Below are 19950 nucleotides of genomic sequence, written 5' to 3' on the forward strand. Positions count from 1 at the left end.
CTATTCACTATTACTTTATTATACGCGCTCCATGTATTTACCAGAAGCTGTATCAATTTTAATTTTGTCTCCTTCGTTAATAAATAAAGGTACATTTACTGAAGCTCCAGTTTCAACTGTTGCAGGCTTTGTAGCATTTGTTGCTGTATTACCTTTAACTCCTGGTTCTGTATAGGTTACTTCTAAAATAACTGAAGCTGCCATGTCTACAGATAATGGTAAATCTGTTTCAGTATTTACCTGAATCATTACATTTTCTCCTTCTTTTAATAAATCTGGAGCATCTAAAACATCTTTATTTAAAAAGATTTGTTCAAATGACTCTGTATTCATGAAGTGATAATCTTGACCTTCTGCATATAAAAATTGAAAAGTATGTGTTTCAACCCTTACAACATCAATTTTATGACCTGCTGAAAAAGTATTATCTAAAACTTTTCCGTTTGTTAACGATTTTAATTTAGTTCTTACGAATGCAGGACCTTTTCCTGGTTTAACGTGAAGAAATTCAATAATTTTATAAATATCGTGATTGTATTTAATACAAAGTCCGTTTCTAATATCTGAAGTACTTGCCATTTTATATGTTATTTTATTTTTCGCTTATTATATTTACCTTTCTAAAGGTAACAGTTTCAATTAATTTTGATTGTGTAATACAATACCTCGATATTCTTCTCATAAATGAAGTTCCTACAAACTATAGATAAGGAATTCAAATATATTTCGAATTATTATATTGTACCTGTATAACCTTTCATTACACCTCGAGAAGAATTTCTAATAAATTGAATAATATCATCTCTTTCTGGAGTTGCTTCCATTTCTGCTTCAATAATACTTAAAGCCTGTGTTGTATTATAATTTTTTTGATATAAAATTCTATAAATATCTTGAATTTCTCTAATTTTTTCAGTTGAAAAACCTCTTCTTCTTAATCCTACAGAGTTAATTCCAACATAAGATAGTGGCTCTTTAGCTGCCTTAGTAAATGGTGGAACATCTTTTCTTACCAATGAACCTCCAGAAACCATCGCATGTTCACCAACAGAAATGAATTGATGTATTGCAGCCAAACCTCCAATAATTGCAAAATCTCCAATAGTAACGTGTCCTGCTAAAGCAACACCGTTAACAATAATTGCATTATTACCAATTTGACAATCGTGTGCAATATGTGCCGTTGCCATAATTAAACAATTATCACCAATTTTAGTTTGTCCAGAAGCAATTGTACCTCTGTTTATAGTAACACACTCTCTAATAGTAGTATTATCACCAATAATAGCTAATGAATCTTCTCCTCCAAATTTTAAATCTTGAGGAACAGCAGAAATTACAGCTCCCGGAAAAATATTACAATTTTTACCGATTCTTGCACCTTCCATTATGGTTACATTTGAACCTATCCAAGTTCCTTCTCCAACAATTACATTATTATGTATGGTTGTAAACGGATCAATTACTACATTTCTTGCAATTTTAGCTCCAGGATGAACGTATGCTAGTGGTTGATTCATAATATTATTATTGTTTTTTAACTATTTGTGCCATTAATTCTGCTTCAGCAACCAATTTTCCGTTTGCATAGGCATTTGCTTGCATATGACAAATCCCTCTTCTAATTGGAGTAATTAAATCACATTTAAAAATTAAAGTATCTCCAGGTAACACTTTTTGTTTGAATTTAACATTATCAATCTTCATGAAATATGTTAAATAATTTTCTGGATCTGGAACAGTACTTAATACTAAAATACCTCCTGTTTGTGCCATTGCTTCTACAATTAAAACTCCTGGCATAACTGGTGCGTCTGGAAAATGTCCTACAAAGAATGGTTCATTCATTGTAACATTCTTTAAACCAACAACTCCACTATCTGATAATTCTAAAATCTTATCAATTAATAAAAACGGAGGTCTATGAGGTAACATTTTCATTATTTGATGAATATCCATCAATGGTTCTTTGTTTAAATCATAAACAGGAACTTGATTTCTTTCTTCAATTTTAATAATCTTAGCCAATTTTTTTGCAAATTGTGTATTTACAAAATGTCCAGGCTTATTTGCTATTACTTTCCCTTGAATTCTTGTTCCAATTAAGGCTAAATCTCCAATAACATCTAGTAATTTATGTCTAGCTGCTTCATTTGGATGATGTAACGTTAGATTATCTAAAATTCCATTAGGTTTAACAGTTATAGATTCTTTATTAAATGCTTTCTTTAAATTTTCCATTGTTTCTGTAGAAATATCTTTGTCTACATAAACAATTGCATTATTTAAATCTCCACCTTTAATTAATCCATTATTTAAAAGCATTTCCAATTCATGTAGAAAACTAAAAGTTCTACTGTCTGAAATTTCGTTTTTAAATTCACTTATATTTTTAATGCTAGCATTTTGAGTCCCTAGTACTTTTGTACCAAAGTCAACCATTGCAGTAACACTATATGTATCACTAGGTATAATTGTTATATCACTTCCTGTAACTTCATCTGTATATGAAATTACATCTTTTACAACAAATATTTTTCTTTCTCCTTCTTGTTCAATTACACCAACTTTTTCAATGGCTTCAACAAAATACTTAGAAGAACCGTCCATAATAGGTGGTTCAGAAGCGTTTAACTCAATAATTACATTATCAACATCACAACCAACAAAAGCTGCAAGAACGTGTTCTGAAGTTTGAATTTTAACTCCTCTTTTCTCTAAATTTGTTCCTCTTTGAGTATTTACAACATAATTTGCATCAGCCTCTATAATTGGTTGGCCTTCTAAATCGACTCTAACAAATGTAAAGCCATTATTTATTGGTGCAGGTTTAAATGTCATTTTTACTTCTTGACCAGTATGTAGACCGACTCCTGTTAATGAAATTTCGCTAGCGATGGTTTTTTGTTTAACCATGATAATTGTAAAGTTTAGTTGTTTTTTTTAATTTTTTCTAAATCGGATACTATTTTCGGTAAATTTCTAAAATGTACATAAGACTTTGAGAAATCACCATAATTGAAAGCAGGACTACCTTGAACCACTTCTCCATCGGATAAATTTTTTCCGATTCCTGATTGCGCTTGAATTTTTACATTGTCTCCAATCACTAAGTGTCCAGCAAAACCTACTTGACCACCAATCATACAATTTTTACCAATTTTTGTTGAACCTGCAATCCCTGTTTGGGCTGCAATTACGGTGTTTTCACCAATTTCAACATTGTGAGCAATTTGTATTTGATTATCTAGTTTTACTCCTTTTTTTATAACTGTAGCTCCTAATGTTGCTCTATCTATAGTAGTACAAGATCCAATTTCTACGTTATCTTCTATGATAACATTACCAATTTGCGGAACTTTTGTATAGGACCCATCTTCCTGTGGTGCAAATCCGAAACCGTCTGAACCAATAATTACTCCGGAATGTACAGTACAATTATTACCAATAACCGTTTCTGAATAAATACGTACACCTGCAAAGAAAACACAATCATCACCAATTACTACATTGTCTCCTATAAAGCTATTTGGATATATTTTTGCGTTTTTTCCTATTATTACATTTTTTCCAATACAACAAAAACTACCTAAATATAATCCTTGCCCATAAGTCACATTCTCAGAAATCATAGAGGGTTGTTCAATACCCGATTTCATTAATTTTACTTGATTATAATATTCTAATAGCTTCGAAAAAGATTTATAAGCATCTTCAACTTTAATTAAAGTTGTTGCTATTTCTTGTTCTGGATGAAACGTTTTATTAACAATTGTAATAGTAGCTTTTGTTGTATAAATATAGCTTCCGTATTTTGGATTTGCTAAAAAAGTTAAAGATCCATCTGTACCTTCTTCTATCTTAGCTAACTTATAAACCTCTGCATTTGGGTTACCTACAACCTCCCCTTCTAAAATACCTGCTATTTGCTCTGCTGTAAATTTCATTTACTTTATTTAAATTATCGACTAAAAATGGGATTTTACTCCTTTTGTTTGTCTAAAAAATAGAGTGACTCTAATTTATTCTGACAAAAATATAAAATTAAATCAAATAGTTATACTTCTAAGACTACTTTTGGAAAACATATAAAATATTTTGTTACAGTCTTAGATAGTGCTTTTAAGTGTAATTGGTCTGACGCTTCAACAACGTCTTCAATAGTTTTGTCTTTTTTTAATATCCTAATTGGCTCACTTTCTTTATCATAGGCTTGGTTTTTAACCTTTCCTTTAAAAATAAAATAGTCTAATTCTTTATCGGTTAATGATTTAATTTTTAAAAAATCTTCTTTATAATGATTAAGAATTTCCTTACTTGGTTTTTCATCTTGCATTTTAATTTTCAACAAATCTCGATTTATAATCATTCTACAAAGCGTAGATAAAACATAATCTTCATGAAACTGCCAAGCTTTAATGGCTCCAAGAACATCATAATCGTCTAATTGAGAAAAAGTATTCAAAATTGTTTCATCAAAATCTAATAAAGAAACTTTATTTTTCATGAAATACTGTAACGGCTTACTTGCTTCTAATTCAACACCCTTTTGTGTTAATTCTTTAGCTCTTTTTAAAATACGAGTCAAAGTTAGCTCAGCAACAAGGCTTGTTTTGTGCAAATAAGCTTGCCAATACATTAATCGCCTAGCAACTAAAAATTTTTCAACTGAGTAAATACCTTTTTCTTCAATAACCAGTACATCATCCTGAACATTCATCATTTGGATTAAACGCTCACTATTAATGTTACCTTCTGCTACTCCACTGTAAAAACTATCCCTTCTTAAGTAATCCATTCTATCCATATCCAATTGGCTTGAAATTAATTGAAGCATGAATTTTCTGTGATACTCTCCTCTAAAAACTTGAATTGCAAGTGAAAGTTTTCCATCAAATTCTTTATTCAATTGCTCCATAAATAATAAAGACAATTCTTCATGATGAATTTCTTCAACAATACTATGTTCCATAGCATGACTAAAAGGGCCATGACCTATATCGTGTAGTAAAATTGCAATAAATAGTGCGTTTTGTTCCTCATCTGAAATTTCTACACCTTTAAATCGTAATGTTTGTACTGCTTTTTGCATAATATGCAAACAACCCAAAGCATGATGAAAACGAGTATGATGTGCACCTGGATAAACTAGGTATGACATACCCATTTGTGAAATCCTTCTTAATCTTTGAAAATAAGGATGCTGTATTAAATCATAGATGAGTGTATTGGGTATGGAAATAAAACCATATATTGGATCGTTAAAAATTTTTAATTTATTGGTTTGAATCACAAGTATAAATTTAGGACAACAAATGTAATGAATTAAATATTACTCAAAGAAATAGAAATAATTTAAGTTGTTTTATACCTTTTAATGACTATTAAAAATTTATTTTTAGATAATATTAAAACATTTCATAAAACTTTATACTATTTTTAATACATCCTCGTTGAAGTTATACTTAACTTGCATTGAAATTACAATAATAAATAAACGGAATAACACAATATGAACAAAATAAAAATTCTTTGGGTAGATGATGAAATTGATTTATTAAAGCCACATATATTGTTCTTAGAAAAGAAAAATTATGAGGTAACCACTTGTAATAATGGCCAGGATGCTATTGATTTATTTGCAGAAACAAAATTCGATATTGTTTTTCTAGATGAGAATATGCCTGGATTGAGTGGTCTTGAAACACTTTCAGAAATTAAAGAAAAAAAATCTTCAATTCCAGTAATAATGATTACGAAGAGTGAGGAAGAATATATAATGGAAGAAGCAATTGGTTCTAAAATAGCCGATTACCTAATAAAACCAGTAAATCCTAATCAAATTCTATTAAGTTTAAAGAAAAACCTAGATCATTCTCGATTGGTTTCTGAAAAAACAACCTTAGATTATCAAAAGGAATTTAGAAAAATAGCTATGGATATGGCTATGGTAAATTCTTATGAAGAATGGGTAGACTTATACAAAAGACTTGTATATTGGGAAATGGAACTTGAAAATATTGAAGACCAAAGTATGGTTGAAATATTAGAAAGTCAAAAAGCTGAAGCAAACAATCAATTTGGGAAATTCATTGAACGTAATTATGAAGATTGGTTCAGTAAAACGGATGATAAACCAATATTATCACATAAAATATTTGGAGAATTAGTTGCACCAGAAATTAGAAAAAAAGACAAACCAATTCTATTCATTGTTATTGATAATTTACGATACGATCAATGGAAAGCCTTTGAAGGAATTGTTAGCAATCATTATAAATTAGAAAAAGAAGTGAGCTACTTCTCTATTTTACCAACAGCAACACAATATGCTAGAAATGCTATTTTTTCAGGTTTAACACCTTTAGAAATGGAAAAAAAGTTTCCTCAATATTGGAAAAACGACATTGATGAAGGAGGAAAAAACCTTTATGAAGGAGAATTTTTAACAGAACAATTAAAGAGTTTAGGATTAAATATTAAGCAAGAATATTATAAAATTACCAACTTTAAAGATGGTAAAAAATTAGCTGAAAATTTCAAAGGACTTAAAGGAAATGATTTAACAACAATAGTCTATAATTTTGTAGATATGCTTTCACATTCTAAAACAGAAATGGAAGTAGTAAAAGAACTAGCTTCAGATGATAAAGCATATCGTTCATTAACAGTTAGTTGGTTTAAAAACTCTCCATTATTAGACATTATACAACAAGCTCAAAAACAAGGCTTTAAATTAATTATAACAACTGATCATGGTACAATAAATTGTAAAAATCCTTCAAAAGTTATTGGAGATAAAAATACAAGTTTAAATTTGCGTTATAAAACGGGAAGAAGTTTAACTTTTGAAGACAAAGATGTTTACTCAATTAAAGATCCTAAAAAGATTGGACTTCCTGCATTAAACATGAGTAGTTCATTTATTTTTGCAAAGAACGATCTGTTTTTAGCCTATGTAAACAATTTCAATCATTATGTAAGTTATTATAGAAATACCTATCAGCATGGAGGAATTTCACTAGAAGAAATGATAATTCCTTTTATGGTATTGGAACCAAAATAAAATAGAACATAAATACCACAGTTGGAGTTATTATTAATTTAACTGTGGTAATATTTAGAAACCAATAATATATGACAATAAACTTTACCCTAAACGAAATACAGCATATCGCAAAACAAATTTTAGCTACTCCTTCTCTAAAAAAAGTAATTACTTTTCATGCAGAAATGGGAGCTGGAAAAACTACATTAATTAAAGCTATTGTTACCGAATTAGGTGTGCAAAGTAATTCTAGTAGTCCTACCTTTTCATTAGTTAATGAATACGAAGCAAAAAATGGAGAAATCATCTATCATTTTGATTTATACCGTTTAAATACTGAAACCGAAGCTTATGATATGGGAATAGATGAATATTTCTATTCTGGAAATTGGTGTTTTATAGAATGGCCAGAAAAAACACCAAATCTAATTCCAATAGACCATGCAACAATACATATTAAGCAGAATTTAGATAATAGTAGAACACTTGTTTTAAATAATTAAGCATACTCTAAAAGAAGTTATTAATGATAAAATGTTAACTCTTTTATATAAGTTCTATTTTCAAATAATAAAAAATTTCCTAAATTGGCTCAACTTTAGATTAACCTATCATGTCAATATACAGTCCGTTTTCAAAAATGCAGTTACTCCCACAGGAAGAAAAGTTGGAAATCATAAATCACAAGAGCGATTTATTCATCGGAATACCTAAAGAAACGGCATATCAAGAGAGACGAATTTGTTTAACACCAGATGCAGTTAGCTCTTTAGTTTCACACGGACATCGTGTAATGATAGAAGCTGGAGCCGGTGAAAGTTCAAGTTATAGTGATAAAGACTATTCTGAAGCAGGTGCAGAAGTAACAAATAATACTAAAAAAGTATTCACTTGTCCAATAATTCTAAAAGTAGAACCTGCAACACTTCCAGAAATAGAAATGATGAATCCTCAAACCATTATCATTTCTGCAATACAATTAAAAACACAAAGAAAAGCCTATTTTGAAGCCTTAGCTTTAAAAAGAATTACAGCACTAGCCTTCGAATTCATAAAAGATGAAGATGGCTCCTATCCTGCTGTAAAATCATTATCCGAAATTGCAGGTATTGCCTCAATACATATTGCTGCCGAATTAATGATTAATCAAAATATAGGCAAAGGATTATTATTTGGAAACATAACAGGTGTTCCTCCCACAGAAGTTGTTATTTTAGGAGCTGGAACAGTTGCAGAATATGCAGCAAGAACAGCAATTGGACTTGGGGCAAGCGTTAAAGTTTTTGATAATTCAATTACAAAATTAAGACGCCTACAAAACACACTCAATCAACGTATATTTACATCTACAATTCAAGAAAAAGCATTATTAAAAGCCTTACGAAGATGTGATGTTGCTATTGGAGCTATGAGAGGAAAAAACAGAACTCCAATTGTAGTAACAGAAACAATGGTAGAACACATGAAAAAAGGAGCCGTTATAGTAGATGTTAGTATCGATACAGGTGGTTGCTTTGAAACCTCAGAAATAACTACTCATGAAAAGCCAACTTTTATAAAGAATAATATAATTCATTATTGCGTTCCTAATATTCCTTCACGTTATTCAAAAACAGCCTCATTATCTATAAGTAATATAATTACTCCATTCCTACTCCAAATTGCTGAAGATGGCGGAATTGAAAGTGCCATTCGTTGCAATAGAGGATTAAAAAACGGAATTTATTTCTATCATGGTTTATTAACAAATAGATCCATTGCAGATTGGTTCAATTTAGAGTATAGAGATATTAATCTTATTGTTTTTTAGGGCATTCCCTAAAGGTCGCGCTATCCATTCTATCTTTTATTTGTTCTTTACAAATAAAAGGATGCCATTACTATCGCTAATGCAGTACCAAAATTGCTATATTTGCAAAAAAAAATAAATACAATGAAATTAAGATTTCGATTAGCCTTTTATCTATTTGGGTTATTTTTAGGAATATTTGCAGTTGTTCAATTTCTTGGAGCAAAAGCAGAAGCTAAAGGAGTTATGTTTTGCTATTTACCAAATTGTCGTGTTCTAAAAGATTTAAGAAGTAAATCCCTAAACTATTCACCAGAAGCAAAAGCAACTTTAGAAGAAAATTGGGTAAATTTAGATGACATTAAAAAAACATTAGAATTTGGAGATGTAGATTTTTCAAAAAGTAATAAAGCCTATAAAAAAGGTAAAATTTACATTATAGAAGGGCAAAATTCTAGTAATGAAGAAATTACGGTAACTATGATTAACTTCACAGATAAAGTACTTTTAGAAAAGATAGAAAAAAAATAATTTTTTTTAAAAAAAGCTTGCAGATATAAATATTCCTTGTATATTTGCACTCGCAATACGGGAATAACGGATGCTATTTATTGGGGCGATTAGCTCAGCTGGTTCAGAGCACCTCGTTTACACCGAGGGGGTCGGGGGTTCGAACCCCTCATCGCCCACCAATTTAAAATCCTACAGAAATGTAGGATTTTTTGTTTTATACTACTTCTACTCTACTTTAAAAGTTATTTAATCAAAAAGGGGTTTCGACACATATCTTCTTCTATTACGAAACGTTTTGAAATAATTAAAATTAAAAATTGTTTCAAAAAACATTTAGACTTAATCCTTGAAAACATACTAGGCTGTAATAATTTAATCATTCAAATATATTAGCTTAAGTAATTTTATACGCTTTTAAGTTCAACTACTACAAATTTCAAACGAACAAATGCGTTTTTAAGTTCTATGAAAATAGTGCTTAAATTCTCCTTTAATTTGCAGAACAAAACATCACAACACTTCAAAAACTAGACTAGCTTTTAATTAAAATGCAACAACAAAGTAATTATTTTTTAATTAAAGCGTAATACCAAAATTGAATTATTAAGTTAATTTTCAATAGATTAACAATGGACTCTATTTGCAAAAAAGAGACACTAAATTATATAGAAACATTAAATAGAATGGGAAACTTTTTAATGAAATTAAACTATAAATACCTAAAGTATTTTTAACGCTAACTTTTTATTAATTTAATTTTTACAAACACGTATGAACAAACAACAAACAATCAACAAACAATGTGAAGATAGAAGTCTTCATGAATGTACAAAAAGGAAAAAAAATACATTCCTTAAAAAAGCTTTGCTAACGCTTAGCTTATTATTTACATTTTGCATAGCAAATGCACAAATTTCTATTGTAAATCCAAGTACGTCTTATTATTGTGGTTCAGTAATTACTTTAAAGTACTCTCCAAATCTAGTTAATGGAGAAAGCCTAACATGGATAGTCGATTCAGGAGCTATTAAAATTAGACCTGTAAGTACTAACACTAGTGGAACAAGTGTCATTTCTAACACAACAGACACTTTTATTGAAGTAATAGTTAATGGTCGTGGTCGAATTAAAGCTATAAATAGTAATGGTTTAACACCATATATAGATATAGTACCTTCACCTGCGAATCTAAATAACTTATCAATTACAAGCTCAACAACTATTCATACACCTAACGGAATTCAAACAACAAGAGGTTGGGTTTGTTTAAGCAATGATGGTTCATCAGAAACGATTACAATTACTAATCCTAGTCAATTAAACGTATTTTGGGTAGTTAACGGAGGTGCAGAAATTGTTTCAAGAACACAAACTACAAATACAAATCCATTTTCGTCAAGCATTACTTTCAAAACAACAGGACCAAATGCAGGAAAAGGATTCATTCGCGGTTTTATTTCAGACCCTTGTGGTACCTTGACATGTGATCCTGCTATTGATTTAGAAATATTAAAAGATATCGTGCCAGCAGAAATAAATGGGCCAACGTGTCTAAGAGATAATAATTTAGACCCAAATACAAACTCTGTAGTGTATAGTATTCCTGATGAACTTGCTGGAAATGCAGTTTTTAGATGGGAATTATATGATAGTGCTGGAAACCTAGTTCCTGCAAATAATCCAGATTTTTATATTAATTCACAAGTGCTTTATGGAAATTCAGCAACCATAAAATATAATGGAACTTTACCAAGTATAAAAGGAAATTTTTCTGTTAAAGTAATTAATGAATGTGGAGGAAGCTTTACTAGAGCGATTACTGTAAGTCCAATAAGGCCAATTATAACTCAAACCACTTTTTGTGTACCAGAAGCAAGCAGAAGTACAAAATCAATAACTTTACCTGCATTATTAACAGGACAAAGCTATCAAGTTACACCATTTAAAAATGTAAATGGAATTATTGAACTTAATCCAAACTGGATTGTAGATGCTAGTAGTAATCCGATAAATATTACATTTAATGATAACTTGAGTGGTTTTCTTGAAATAAAAGCAGTTAGTAGCACAGATGCCAACTGTACGAGTGAAGCTACATTAATTTATATTAATCGTGAAGGTGCTGCACCAACGATTACAGGACCTCTATGTGTGCAACGCAATACAACAGATGCTTTTACTTTTACAGCTAGTCCGTTCGGTCAATACACATGGTCAATAACTCCTCAATTAGCAGGTTTTAATCTTCAAAATAATGGTAATACCTTAACAGTAACACCTCCAACATCTGGAATTGGAGTTTCAGGTAACTATACGGTTACAGCAAGCTTAGAAGGATGTTCAACTACACAAACAGCTACATTTGATTTTGAAATTGGACCAGAGAAACCAAGCATTACAGGTGATACTTGTATTATACCAGGTCAACAATATACATATAATGTTACTTCTGATGGAGCAGCATATGCGATTGCAACTGTTATAAAAGCTAGTGGAAATGTAACTTCTCCTCCATTTCCAATAACGAATCCATATGCATTTACTGCATTAAGTGAGAACGCAACTGTATCAATAACTACATATTCAGCTACGGGTTGTGCTTCTTTACCAACCACAATTGATATTAAACCAATACCAGAAATTAATAGTATCAGTAGTAATCAGCCATGTATTGTTTTTGGACAAACGCCAACAGTAACTTTTACAGCAAATATTACAGGGAATGTAACAAACTATATTTGGAGCCATCCAACTCAATGGACAATAACAGATGGTGGTAATGGATACCCTTTTATTACTTTACAATTAGATGCCACAACTGCAGGAAGTGTATGTTTGGTTGGAGTTAATGGTACTTGTAGTAGTGAAGAACTTTGTCTAAATATTCCTCGTAACGATTTAAGAGTTTCTGTTAGTAAAACTTTACTTAACCCATCTGTGGGACAACTAACAATAACTTCAACAACTAATACACCATTAGAAGTTGAGGTCAGGTATTCAAATTTAGAAGCTGATGTTATTGGTTGTGGAGGTACGTTGTTCCCTGGAAGTACAACAGCCCAAGAGACACATGCAAACTTTTATCTAACAGGAATTCCTGCTTATACATGGGTTTCAATAAAAGTAAGAAACCCAGTTACAGGATGTGAAAATTGTTTTCATTTCAATCTTTCGGAAATGGCAGTAAATTCACCTATAAATTTTAAAACAAATACTGCTAAAAATTTAGATGTATTAGCATATCCAAACCCTGTAAAAGATGTTTTAAATGTAACTGTGCCTTCAAAAAATAAAGTACAAAACATCCAATTATTTGACATGCATGGTAAAACTGTTTATCAAGATATAAACAAAGTCAATGAAACAAAAATTGATGTTTCAAGATTTGAAAAAGGAACTTATATTCTTTTAGTTGTTACTAATAATGGTGCAGAAACTAAAAAGATTATAATTGAATAAATTCTAAATAGTACCCAAACTATGATTAAAAAATAAGGCTGTCCATATGGACAGCCTTATTTGTGCTATATTTTATAGTTGATCTGTGCTTTATTTTTTCAAAGAATATTTCTTAATTACTCTATCTTTTTTATTTTTCTTTGAAGTTAAATTAGCTTTAGCCTTCAATTCATCAATAATAGTTTTGTTTACTTTTGGTTGATTTTCTTTTACAAATTCGATCTTAAAATCTTTAAAATTGTCTGCGAAATTAAATACTAATCCCTGATTTGGCAAAATAGTTTGACTCTTATTTCCCAAAACCTTAGTTGCATCTAATTGAATTGATCCCGTTGCTCGTCCAATTTGCGCTTCATCTAAAGTAGGATATTTAACATCTAAAATTAAATCCGTTTTCAAAGAAGCCGAACTTAACTTATATTGTCCAGGCTTCAATAAATTCAATCCAAATAAATCTTTTGAACTTGGATTAGTAGAATCAAATTCTATTGTATTTCCTTTTTTAATAACAATTTGATGGTCTTTATATTCCTTAGAATTGTAAAACAAAACATAACCATTCTCATTGTTTAGTCTTAAAGTATTTTTTATTAATTGATTGTTTGCTAAACTCAAATCTACGTGTTCTTGAGTTTCTCTAAAGTCCTTTGAACAAATAATACTAAACCTTGAAATCAATCTACCTTGTTCATAAATTTCAGCAATAAAATCGCCTTCACCAGACAGTTTATGCACAATAAATGAAAATGGTCCTAAAAGTTGATTTGAAAAATTACTAGTTTCAATAATGTTTCTATTTAAAATTGTACTCATTTTTTCTTTATGTTTAAATTAAACTTCTATATTTAAAATCATTTCTGTAGCATCAATATCTACACCTAACTGTTTAATAGGTAATAAAACAGGAGGATTTCCAGGCATAATAGGATATGGTGTTGGCAACTGGTAAAGTGGTGCTTTCTTTAAAAAGTAATTAGCAACTTCGGTCAAAATAAAATCGAAAATTCCAAAACTAACACCCAATAAATCAGAAAACCATTCGTCTATATCGTCCACAATATCCAGAATACCTCTAATAATATCGCTAATTCCATGTAAAATCCAACTTAAAATACTTTTCGCCCAACCTGGCAAACCACCAAATATTCCATCAATGAAATTGTCGATAATTTTATCTAAAATATTCCCAACGGTATCCGAAATATCAATTAAATCGAAATCTAGCCAATTTACTTTTAGAAATAACTGCCATTTATCGGCAACATTATTTGCATGAGCTTGATATTCGTTCATTCCAGCATTTGCAGGATTATCAAAAAACTTAATTTCATGCTTGAATCCTCCAGAAATTTCAGATTCTATTAATCCATCTAAATTAATTGGAATAGAAATATCTGGATTTGCAGAAAAAATACAGATTTTTGGTGCTCTAAGCCAACATCCACCAAAAGGACTTGGAATAATGCAAAAACCACCTACACACATTTCTGGAATATCAATTTCTAGTTTAACATTTAATGGATCATAAACAACATCCAGTTCAGAAATTTTAATTTCATCAGGATTATTTTGTAAATCAACTGTTCCTCCATGTAACTTCACTCCTAAATTATAAGAAGCTCTAAAGCGACCGTTTGAAGCTCCAGATTTTGTTACATGAAAATTATCAATGGCTTTCTTAACCACCTTTTGAATACTTTTTTCAGATAAAGCAATTTGTACTGTTCCCATAATTTATTAATTTATATTAAAAAAGACTGAAATTTTATCATTTGACACATTTGGATTATAAGGCACCTGAGCAGATGTAGGTGTCAAACCAATAGTAAAGTAATTCTGAACATTAAAAGATAAATCTTGAATTGCTAATTTTACTTTAGGAAAAACAACATCGTCTAAAAGATGTTTTAAATAGCATTCTATAGAATTCTCTAGTCCAAGTGGTCTTATATCCTGAATTTCAATTCCTAAAAGTTTCATTTTTAAGAAACCATTTTCGTTTACTATAGTAAGCTTAGCAAAGAAATTTAAACAAAAACAAGAAAGACGTGCTTGATTAAAAGGGTTGAAATTTAAACCTGTAGAAATTTCAAAATCTTTAATATCCTTAATATCTTTAATTCCAGTATTTTTAATAGGAAGTTTTCTATCTCTAATTTTTTTAGGAACTGTAATTGCTTCTTTACTCTTAACAGAATCAAAAAGACCTCCAATAAACTTCAGTTGCTTTCCACAAGACAAACCAGCGCAAACTGTTCCTTTCAACGCGAACTGTTGTATCGCTAAACTACCAAGTTCTGGAGGTAATGTTATTGTATTGGTTGGATTAAAGTCTACTTTTAATTCTTTTAATTGAACACAAAAATCCAAACCAGAATTAGGATTATTACTTCCTGGAATTGGAATCTTACTAATTTCTGTACACAAATCAATACCCATAGTTTTCAGAACGGGTTTCACATTAATTGGTGAACAATAATTATTATTTTTAATTAAATCTTTCGACGCATAGTTAAAAATACTAGGTCGTTGCATCATTACTTCTTCAATAATTGTATTGAATACTGTTTCAGGAAAAATTCCTGTAACATCAGAAAAATTTGTTAATGCCATTTTTTCAAAATTTGTATTAGCCTACTCTATTCAGTTTTCGGCTTCCCTGCTTGTAAATAAATCACAATGCAAATATCATCAACATAAAAACATTAAAACAGAGGCAATTGCCTGATTTACAAAGGGTAAACTCACCCTTTTTACAATATTTAAATAAAAACATATTTGCTATTTTAATAAAATGAGCTAGAAATACTAGTGAACCAGTAGAGAAACAATTATATTTGAGTAGTAAAAAATGTTCTATTCTATTTTTTGAAAGAATAAGTAATAGAATGAATTCAAAAAGTATGAACCAACTCAAATACCTACTCGATCAACATATTAACTTCAATCTTGAAGAATGGGAAGCATTTATCGAATTGTGTGACCCAGTATTAACTTTACCTCCAAAATCGATTCTAACGAATTTTCATCAAAGAGAAACAAAAATATATTTCATAAAAAAAGGATTGTTGCGTTTATATTATTTAGAAGAAGGAAAAGAAATAAATGTTTCCTTTGTGACCGACAATCAGTTTGCTTCTTCATTTTCAAGTTTAATTACACACAGCCCATCATTAGAAGCTTTAATAACAATTGAAGAATCAACATTAATAAGCATTTCTTACGAAAAATTAATAGCGCTCTATCTACAATTTCCAAAATTTGAACGTTTTGGACGAATATTTACAGAACAAAAATATTTGTGTATTGCCACTAGAAATAGAATATTGCAATCTAAAAAGGCAAACGATAAATATGATGATTTTGTAAAATCTCACGACTCAAAAATTATTTCAAACGTACCCCAATATCACATTGCATCCTATTTGGGTATAGAACCGGAATCTCTTAGCAGAATAAGAAAAAAAAGCCTTAACATTTATCAATAAATGTCATAAATTTTTCGGTTTCCTTTGTATTACATTTAAAAAGAATACAAATGAAAAAGAAAAAAAGCCTCATTATTAGCATTGTTATATTTATAGTATTGCTCATAACATTTCAACTTACTGCAATTACTCCATTTGCTTGGTCTCCACCAAAACTACCCGAAAATACAGGTGTTTATCAATCCAATGAACTTCTTACCTCTTCCAAAAAGATTCATCTTACTATGGGTTTTGGTCCTGAAAATGTAGCCATAGATAGTCTAGGTAACCTCTATTGTGGTTCACATATTCAAAAAGAAGATTTCTCAATCGGTAAAATTTTAAAAATTACACCTAATGGAAAAGTATCTGTGTTTTCAGACACAAAATCTTGGGTTGCAGGAATGGATTTTGATAAAAAAGGAAATCTTATTGCTTGCGATTTATCGAGAGGGCTCATTTCAATCAATCCAAATGGAGAAATAACTGTTCTAGCCACTAAAACAGAAGAAGGTGACCCAATTAAAATTCCAAATGATGTAGACATAGCTAGCGACGGAATGATTTATTTTACAAACTCTTCAAGTCAGTTAGATTTTAATATGGATAATATAATGCAACTCATCTTTGAGCAGAAAAAAGACGGTGGACTCTATCAATACAATCCGAAAACAAAAAAAGTAAAAACACTTACAAAAGGAAACTATTTTCCAAACGGTGTGGCAATTTCGAAAAATGACGATTATCTACTCTTTGTAGAAACTTCACGTTATCGCATATTAAAACACTGGCTAAAAGGGGAGAAAAAAGGAACTACAGAAATTTTTATAGATAATCTTCCTGGTTTTCCAAATGGAATCTCTAAAAGCAAAGACGGGAATTTCTGGTTAGGATTTTCTACAAAAAGGATAAAAGATCTAGATGCTGCCCACCCAAGTGTTTTTAAAAAGAAACTCATTTTTGCACTACCAAAATGGATGCAACCCGAAATTGAACCTTTTGGAATGCTAATGAAAGTCGCTCCAGAAGGACATATACTAAAAACCTACTACGACACTACAGGAACAATTGTTCCCGAAGCGAGTGCAATTACTGAATATAATAATCATCTATATATAGGTGGTGATAGAACAGCTTATATTTCTAAATGGAAAATAGAATAAGTAAGGAGCTTAAAAAAGGACGCTAATTTCATATAGTATCACAATTAGATTTGTAATGATTATTGAAATTAGTGTCTTTACTTTTTAAAACCAATTTGAAAGTTTTAAAATGAAAAATTAATTTTCTTATATTCAATCTGAATCCTTTTTTTATAGTCAAAAAAATAAATTTTAGTTATCTTCGTAGTCAATTAAAATTTATAGTAGTACCTTCTCAAGGTCTTGATTAATTTTGGGTATTAAAAATGTATAATACATTCATTAATGGACACTAAACAACTGAAAAACATCAAGATAGTTACTTTATATATAAACTAAAATTGGGAACAATACTATAACAGTAACTACTTACTGATATAAAAATCATTAGAAAATAAAAATGAATACAAATTTAAACATAGCAGTTCTAATTGATGCTGATAATATACCATCAGCACATGTAAAAGAAATGATGGAGGAAATTGCCAAATATGGTAATCCTACAATAAAAAGAATTTATGGAGACTGGACAAAGCCAAATTTATCAAAATGGAAAAACCTACTCCTTGAAAACGCAATAACGCCAATTCAACAATACGGTTACACTACGGGTAAAAACGCTACCGATTCTGCCATGATTATAGATGCCATGGATATTCTTTACAGCGAAAAAGTTAGTGGATTCTGTCTTGTTTCTAGCGATAGCGATTTTACACGCTTAGCAACGAGACTGCGAGAAGCAGGAATGGAAGTAATTGGAATTGGTGAGAAAAAAACACCAAATCCTTTTATTGTTGCCTGCGATAGGTTTATCTATATTGAAATTTTAAAGAAACAAACGGAAGAGAAAAATGATCAGAAACAGGTGCCAGAAACAGAAATAGACAAAATCACTAAGAAAGAAATAAAACTTATTTCTGCTACAATTAACGATTTGTCCGATGAAGAAGGATGGGCTTTCCTTGGAGATGTTGGAAGTTTATTACAGAAAAAACAACCCAACTTTGACTCTAGAAATTATGGTTTTGAAAAATTAACACCGCTTATAAAATCTATTGGCAGTTTTGAAATTGAACAAAGAGAAAATCCAAAAAGCAGATACAAACTAATCTTTGTGAAAAACAAATAAAGATTACAGTATTCTTTATCAATCACTTAAACAAGTATAAGTATACTTAAAAAATAGCGTTTAATTCTAAATAAATAGAATTAAACGCTATTTTTTGGATATTTAAGTATATTTTTTGAGTATTAAATATCATATTTTGGGTATTAAATACCACTTTTTTAGGTATTCAATATCACTTTTTAGATATTTAACATCAATTTTTGGGTATTAAATATCACTTTTTGGATATTTAATGTCACTTTTTAGGTATTTAATATCATTTTTTGGGTATTAAATATCATTTTTTAGATATTTAATATCACATTTTGGGTATTTAATAACAATTATTGTATATTTAATACCTAAAAAAACTAATTAAATATGGAAAAAACGATAGACATTAGTAAAATTATAAATGCTTATTTTTTAAAAAACAGAATTAGGAAAGCTGCACTAGCTAGAAAACTCAATAAAAAAAGTAGCTACATTGGGTATCTTCAAAAACGTCCAAGCATACAAACCCAATCCTTGTGGGATTTATGCCATGCATTGCAATACAACTTTTTTCAAGATCTTGCTTTATTACTACCCAAGTCCTACTCGACTACAGTTCTAGAAAACGATACAAAAGACGAAACCATTGCTCAATTACAACAAGAAATTAAAATTTTAAAAGCAGAGAAAGAAGTCTTATTGCAAGTTTTAAAAAAATAGAAATCTTCTGCCTAAATCAGAATAATAACGGTTTGTTTACTATTAGTCCTTGTAATTTTTTAGTACTAAAAAAACACATTAACTTGCTAAACTATTTATAGCAATACAATAATGGACAACACACTAAAAAGAATACAAGATGAAATTTATACTAAATGTAATCTACAAATTACAAACTTTGAAGCCGAAAAAGAAAGCAAAGAATATGCAGCTTGTAGATTCCTACTAAACAATTTAAATATTGTTTATAGAAATGCAAAAACAACACCAACAAAAAGAGGACAATTTGTAACGTTTTGGAAAAGAAATAATAAAGGACCAATTGAACCCCTACATGAAAATGATTTGATCGATTTTTATGTAGTAACTGTCCAATTAGAAGACAAAATGGGGCAATTTGTTTTTCCAAAAGCGATACTCATAGAAAAAGGAATCATTTCGACAGATACAAAAGAAGGAAAAAGAGCCTTTAGAGTGTATCCGAATTGGGATATTGCCAACAATAAACAAGCTGAAAAATCACAAAAATGGCAACTGCATTATTTTTATGAAATTAAGCCATTAACCGATTTAAAGAAAGTGAGTGAGTTGTATAATGAGTATTCTTTGCATTAGTTAGTAAAAAGAATAAGTTTTTTGAATCTAAGGATTCAATATTTATAAATAATTTTATTTTAAATATATTTGAGGAATAATATTAAATGATTTAC

At 29.8% G+C, this 19950-nt stretch carries 18 protein-coding genes and 1 tRNA gene; 11 read left to right on the forward strand and 8 right to left on the reverse strand.

Features of this window, described 5'->3' with window-relative positions; all coding sequences use genetic code 11:
* Window positions 1–18: 18 nt before the first annotated feature.
* The 5 genes from efp to L2Z92_RS17115 form a co-directional block, all read right to left on the reverse strand.
* Complete coding sequence (gene efp / locus L2Z92_RS17095; protein WP_236455779.1) at window positions 19–579, reverse strand: elongation factor P; 561 nt, start codon at window positions 577–579, stop codon at window positions 19–21.
* A 155-nt stretch (window positions 580–734) separates the two neighbouring features.
* Window positions 735–1520, reverse strand: coding sequence for an acyl-ACP--UDP-N-acetylglucosamine O-acyltransferase (lpxA, locus tag L2Z92_RS17100; RefSeq protein ID WP_236455780.1), 786 nt, complete (start codon window positions 1518–1520; stop codon window positions 735–737).
* A 7-nt stretch (window positions 1521–1527) separates the two neighbouring features.
* Window positions 1528–2916: a bifunctional UDP-3-O-[3-hydroxymyristoyl] N-acetylglucosamine deacetylase/3-hydroxyacyl-ACP dehydratase gene (locus L2Z92_RS17105; RefSeq protein WP_236455781.1), complete on the reverse strand. Its 1389-nt coding sequence runs from the start codon at window positions 2914–2916 to the stop codon at window positions 1528–1530.
* A 14-nt stretch (window positions 2917–2930) separates the two neighbouring features.
* Window positions 2931–3947 (reverse strand): UDP-3-O-(3-hydroxymyristoyl)glucosamine N-acyltransferase, encoded by a 1017-nt coding sequence (gene lpxD, locus L2Z92_RS17110; protein WP_236455782.1) that lies wholly within the window; start codon window positions 3945–3947, stop codon window positions 2931–2933.
* A 110-nt stretch (window positions 3948–4057) separates the two neighbouring features.
* Complete coding sequence (locus tag L2Z92_RS17115; protein WP_236455783.1) at window positions 4058–5293, reverse strand: HD domain-containing protein; 1236 nt, start codon at window positions 5291–5293, stop codon at window positions 4058–4060.
* A 219-nt stretch (window positions 5294–5512) separates the two neighbouring features.
* Between L2Z92_RS17115 and porX the strand changes: the two genes are divergently transcribed.
* From porX to L2Z92_RS17145, 6 genes are all read left to right on the forward strand, one after another.
* A complete protein-coding gene (gene porX / locus L2Z92_RS17120; RefSeq protein ID WP_236455785.1) occupies window positions 5513–7066 on the forward strand; it encodes a T9SS response regulator signal transducer PorX in 1554 nt (517 codons plus the stop codon).
* A gap of 71 nt (window positions 7067–7137) precedes the next feature.
* Window positions 7138–7551 carry a tRNA (adenosine(37)-N6)-threonylcarbamoyltransferase complex ATPase subunit type 1 TsaE gene (gene tsaE, locus L2Z92_RS17125; protein ID WP_236455786.1) on the forward strand — a complete coding sequence of 138 codons (414 nt, stop codon included), beginning with the start codon at window positions 7138–7140 and terminating at the stop codon, window positions 7549–7551.
* Window positions 7552–7661: 110 nt separating this feature from the next.
* Window positions 7662–8858 carry an alanine dehydrogenase gene (locus L2Z92_RS17130; protein WP_236455787.1) on the forward strand — a complete coding sequence of 399 codons (1197 nt, stop codon included), beginning with the start codon at window positions 7662–7664 and terminating at the stop codon, window positions 8856–8858.
* A gap of 123 nt (window positions 8859–8981) precedes the next feature.
* The gene (locus L2Z92_RS17135) at window positions 8982–9368 is read left to right on the forward strand and encodes a DUF4258 domain-containing protein (RefSeq protein ID WP_236455788.1); all 387 of its coding nucleotides are present in this window, start codon (window positions 8982–8984) and stop codon (window positions 9366–9368) included.
* An 83-nt stretch (window positions 9369–9451) separates the two neighbouring features.
* Window positions 9452–9529 (forward strand) — tRNA-Val (locus L2Z92_RS17140).
* Between the two features lie 592 nt (window positions 9530–10121).
* On the forward strand, window positions 10122–12809 hold the full coding sequence (locus tag L2Z92_RS17145; protein ID WP_236455789.1) for a T9SS type A sorting domain-containing protein: 2688 nt from the start codon (window positions 10122–10124) through the stop codon (window positions 12807–12809).
* A gap of 90 nt (window positions 12810–12899) precedes the next feature.
* Here the strand turns inward: L2Z92_RS17145 and L2Z92_RS17150 are convergent, their stop codons facing one another.
* From L2Z92_RS17150 to L2Z92_RS17160, 3 genes are read right to left on the reverse strand one after another with little or no spacing between them, the layout of a single operon-like run.
* The gene (locus L2Z92_RS17150) at window positions 12900–13622 is read right to left on the reverse strand and encodes a hypothetical protein (protein ID WP_236455790.1); all 723 of its coding nucleotides are present in this window, start codon (window positions 13620–13622) and stop codon (window positions 12900–12902) included.
* An 18-nt stretch (window positions 13623–13640) separates the two neighbouring features.
* Complete coding sequence (locus L2Z92_RS17155; protein WP_236455791.1) at window positions 13641–14540, reverse strand: hypothetical protein; 900 nt, start codon at window positions 14538–14540, stop codon at window positions 13641–13643.
* 6 nt (window positions 14541–14546) lie between these two features.
* Window positions 14547–15422 carry a hypothetical protein gene (locus tag L2Z92_RS17160; RefSeq protein WP_236455792.1) on the reverse strand — a complete coding sequence of 292 codons (876 nt, stop codon included), beginning with the start codon at window positions 15420–15422 and terminating at the stop codon, window positions 14547–14549.
* 275 nt (window positions 15423–15697) lie between these two features.
* Between L2Z92_RS17160 and L2Z92_RS17165 the strand changes: the two genes are divergently transcribed.
* From L2Z92_RS17165 to L2Z92_RS17185, 5 genes are all read left to right on the forward strand, one after another.
* Window positions 15698–16297, forward strand: coding sequence for a Crp/Fnr family transcriptional regulator (locus L2Z92_RS17165; RefSeq protein ID WP_236455793.1), 600 nt, complete (start codon window positions 15698–15700; stop codon window positions 16295–16297).
* 50 nt (window positions 16298–16347) lie between these two features.
* Entirely contained in the window at window positions 16348–17439 is a 1092-nt protein-coding gene (locus tag L2Z92_RS17170) for an SMP-30/gluconolactonase/LRE family protein (RefSeq protein WP_236455795.1), read from the forward strand.
* Between the two features lie 379 nt (window positions 17440–17818).
* Complete coding sequence (locus L2Z92_RS17175; RefSeq protein ID WP_236455796.1) at window positions 17819–18547, forward strand: NYN domain-containing protein; 729 nt, start codon at window positions 17819–17821, stop codon at window positions 18545–18547.
* 360 nt (window positions 18548–18907) lie between these two features.
* Complete coding sequence (locus L2Z92_RS17180; protein ID WP_236455798.1) at window positions 18908–19240, forward strand: hypothetical protein; 333 nt, start codon at window positions 18908–18910, stop codon at window positions 19238–19240.
* 111 nt (window positions 19241–19351) lie between these two features.
* Entirely contained in the window at window positions 19352–19855 is a 504-nt protein-coding gene (locus tag L2Z92_RS17185) for a MepB family protein (RefSeq protein WP_236455800.1), read from the forward strand.
* Window positions 19856–19950: the final 95 nt, after the last annotated feature.

It is taken from the genome of Flavobacterium jumunjinense (assembly GCF_021650975.2).
Taxonomy (GTDB): Bacteria; Bacteroidota; Bacteroidia; order Flavobacteriales; family Flavobacteriaceae; genus Flavobacterium; species Flavobacterium jumunjinense.

What these genes read in the sequence shown, in the direction of transcription:
- L2Z92_RS17105 (WP_236455781.1), bottom strand. Translation starts at nt 2,916, where the DNA reads ATGGTTAAACAAAAAACCATCGCTAGCGAAATTTCATTAACAGGAGTC.
- lpxD (WP_236455782.1), bottom strand. Translation starts at nt 3,947, where the DNA reads ATGAAATTTACAGCAGAGCAAATAGCAGGTATTTTAGAAGGGGAGGTT.
- L2Z92_RS17145 (WP_236455789.1), top strand. Translation starts at nt 10,122, where the DNA reads ATGAACAAACAACAAACAATCAACAAACAATGTGAAGATAGAAGTCTT.
- L2Z92_RS17150 (WP_236455790.1), bottom strand. Translation starts at nt 13,622, where the DNA reads ATGAGTACAATTTTAAATAGAAACATTATTGAAACTAGTAATTTTTCA.
- efp (WP_236455779.1), bottom strand. Translation starts at nt 579, where the DNA reads ATGGCAAGTACTTCAGATATTAGAAACGGACTTTGTATTAAATACAAT.
- L2Z92_RS17135 (WP_236455788.1), top strand. Translation starts at nt 8,982, where the DNA reads ATGAAATTAAGATTTCGATTAGCCTTTTATCTATTTGGGTTATTTTTA.
- porX (WP_236455785.1), top strand. Translation starts at nt 5,513, where the DNA reads ATGAACAAAATAAAAATTCTTTGGGTAGATGATGAAATTGATTTATTA.
- L2Z92_RS17170 (WP_236455795.1), top strand. Translation starts at nt 16,348, where the DNA reads ATGAAAAAGAAAAAAAGCCTCATTATTAGCATTGTTATATTTATAGTA.
- L2Z92_RS17155 (WP_236455791.1), bottom strand. Translation starts at nt 14,540, where the DNA reads ATGGGAACAGTACAAATTGCTTTATCTGAAAAAAGTATTCAAAAGGTG.
- lpxA (WP_236455780.1), bottom strand. Translation starts at nt 1,520, where the DNA reads ATGAATCAACCACTAGCATACGTTCATCCTGGAGCTAAAATTGCAAGA.
- L2Z92_RS17175 (WP_236455796.1), top strand. Translation starts at nt 17,819, where the DNA reads ATGAATACAAATTTAAACATAGCAGTTCTAATTGATGCTGATAATATA.
- L2Z92_RS17180 (WP_236455798.1), top strand. Translation starts at nt 18,908, where the DNA reads ATGGAAAAAACGATAGACATTAGTAAAATTATAAATGCTTATTTTTTA.
- L2Z92_RS17185 (WP_236455800.1), top strand. Translation starts at nt 19,352, where the DNA reads ATGGACAACACACTAAAAAGAATACAAGATGAAATTTATACTAAATGT.
- tsaE (WP_236455786.1), top strand. Translation starts at nt 7,138, where the DNA reads ATGACAATAAACTTTACCCTAAACGAAATACAGCATATCGCAAAACAA.
- L2Z92_RS17130 (WP_236455787.1), top strand. Translation starts at nt 7,662, where the DNA reads ATGTCAATATACAGTCCGTTTTCAAAAATGCAGTTACTCCCACAGGAA.
- L2Z92_RS17165 (WP_236455793.1), top strand. Translation starts at nt 15,698, where the DNA reads ATGAATTCAAAAAGTATGAACCAACTCAAATACCTACTCGATCAACAT.
- L2Z92_RS17160 (WP_236455792.1), bottom strand. Translation starts at nt 15,422, where the DNA reads ATGGCATTAACAAATTTTTCTGATGTTACAGGAATTTTTCCTGAAACA.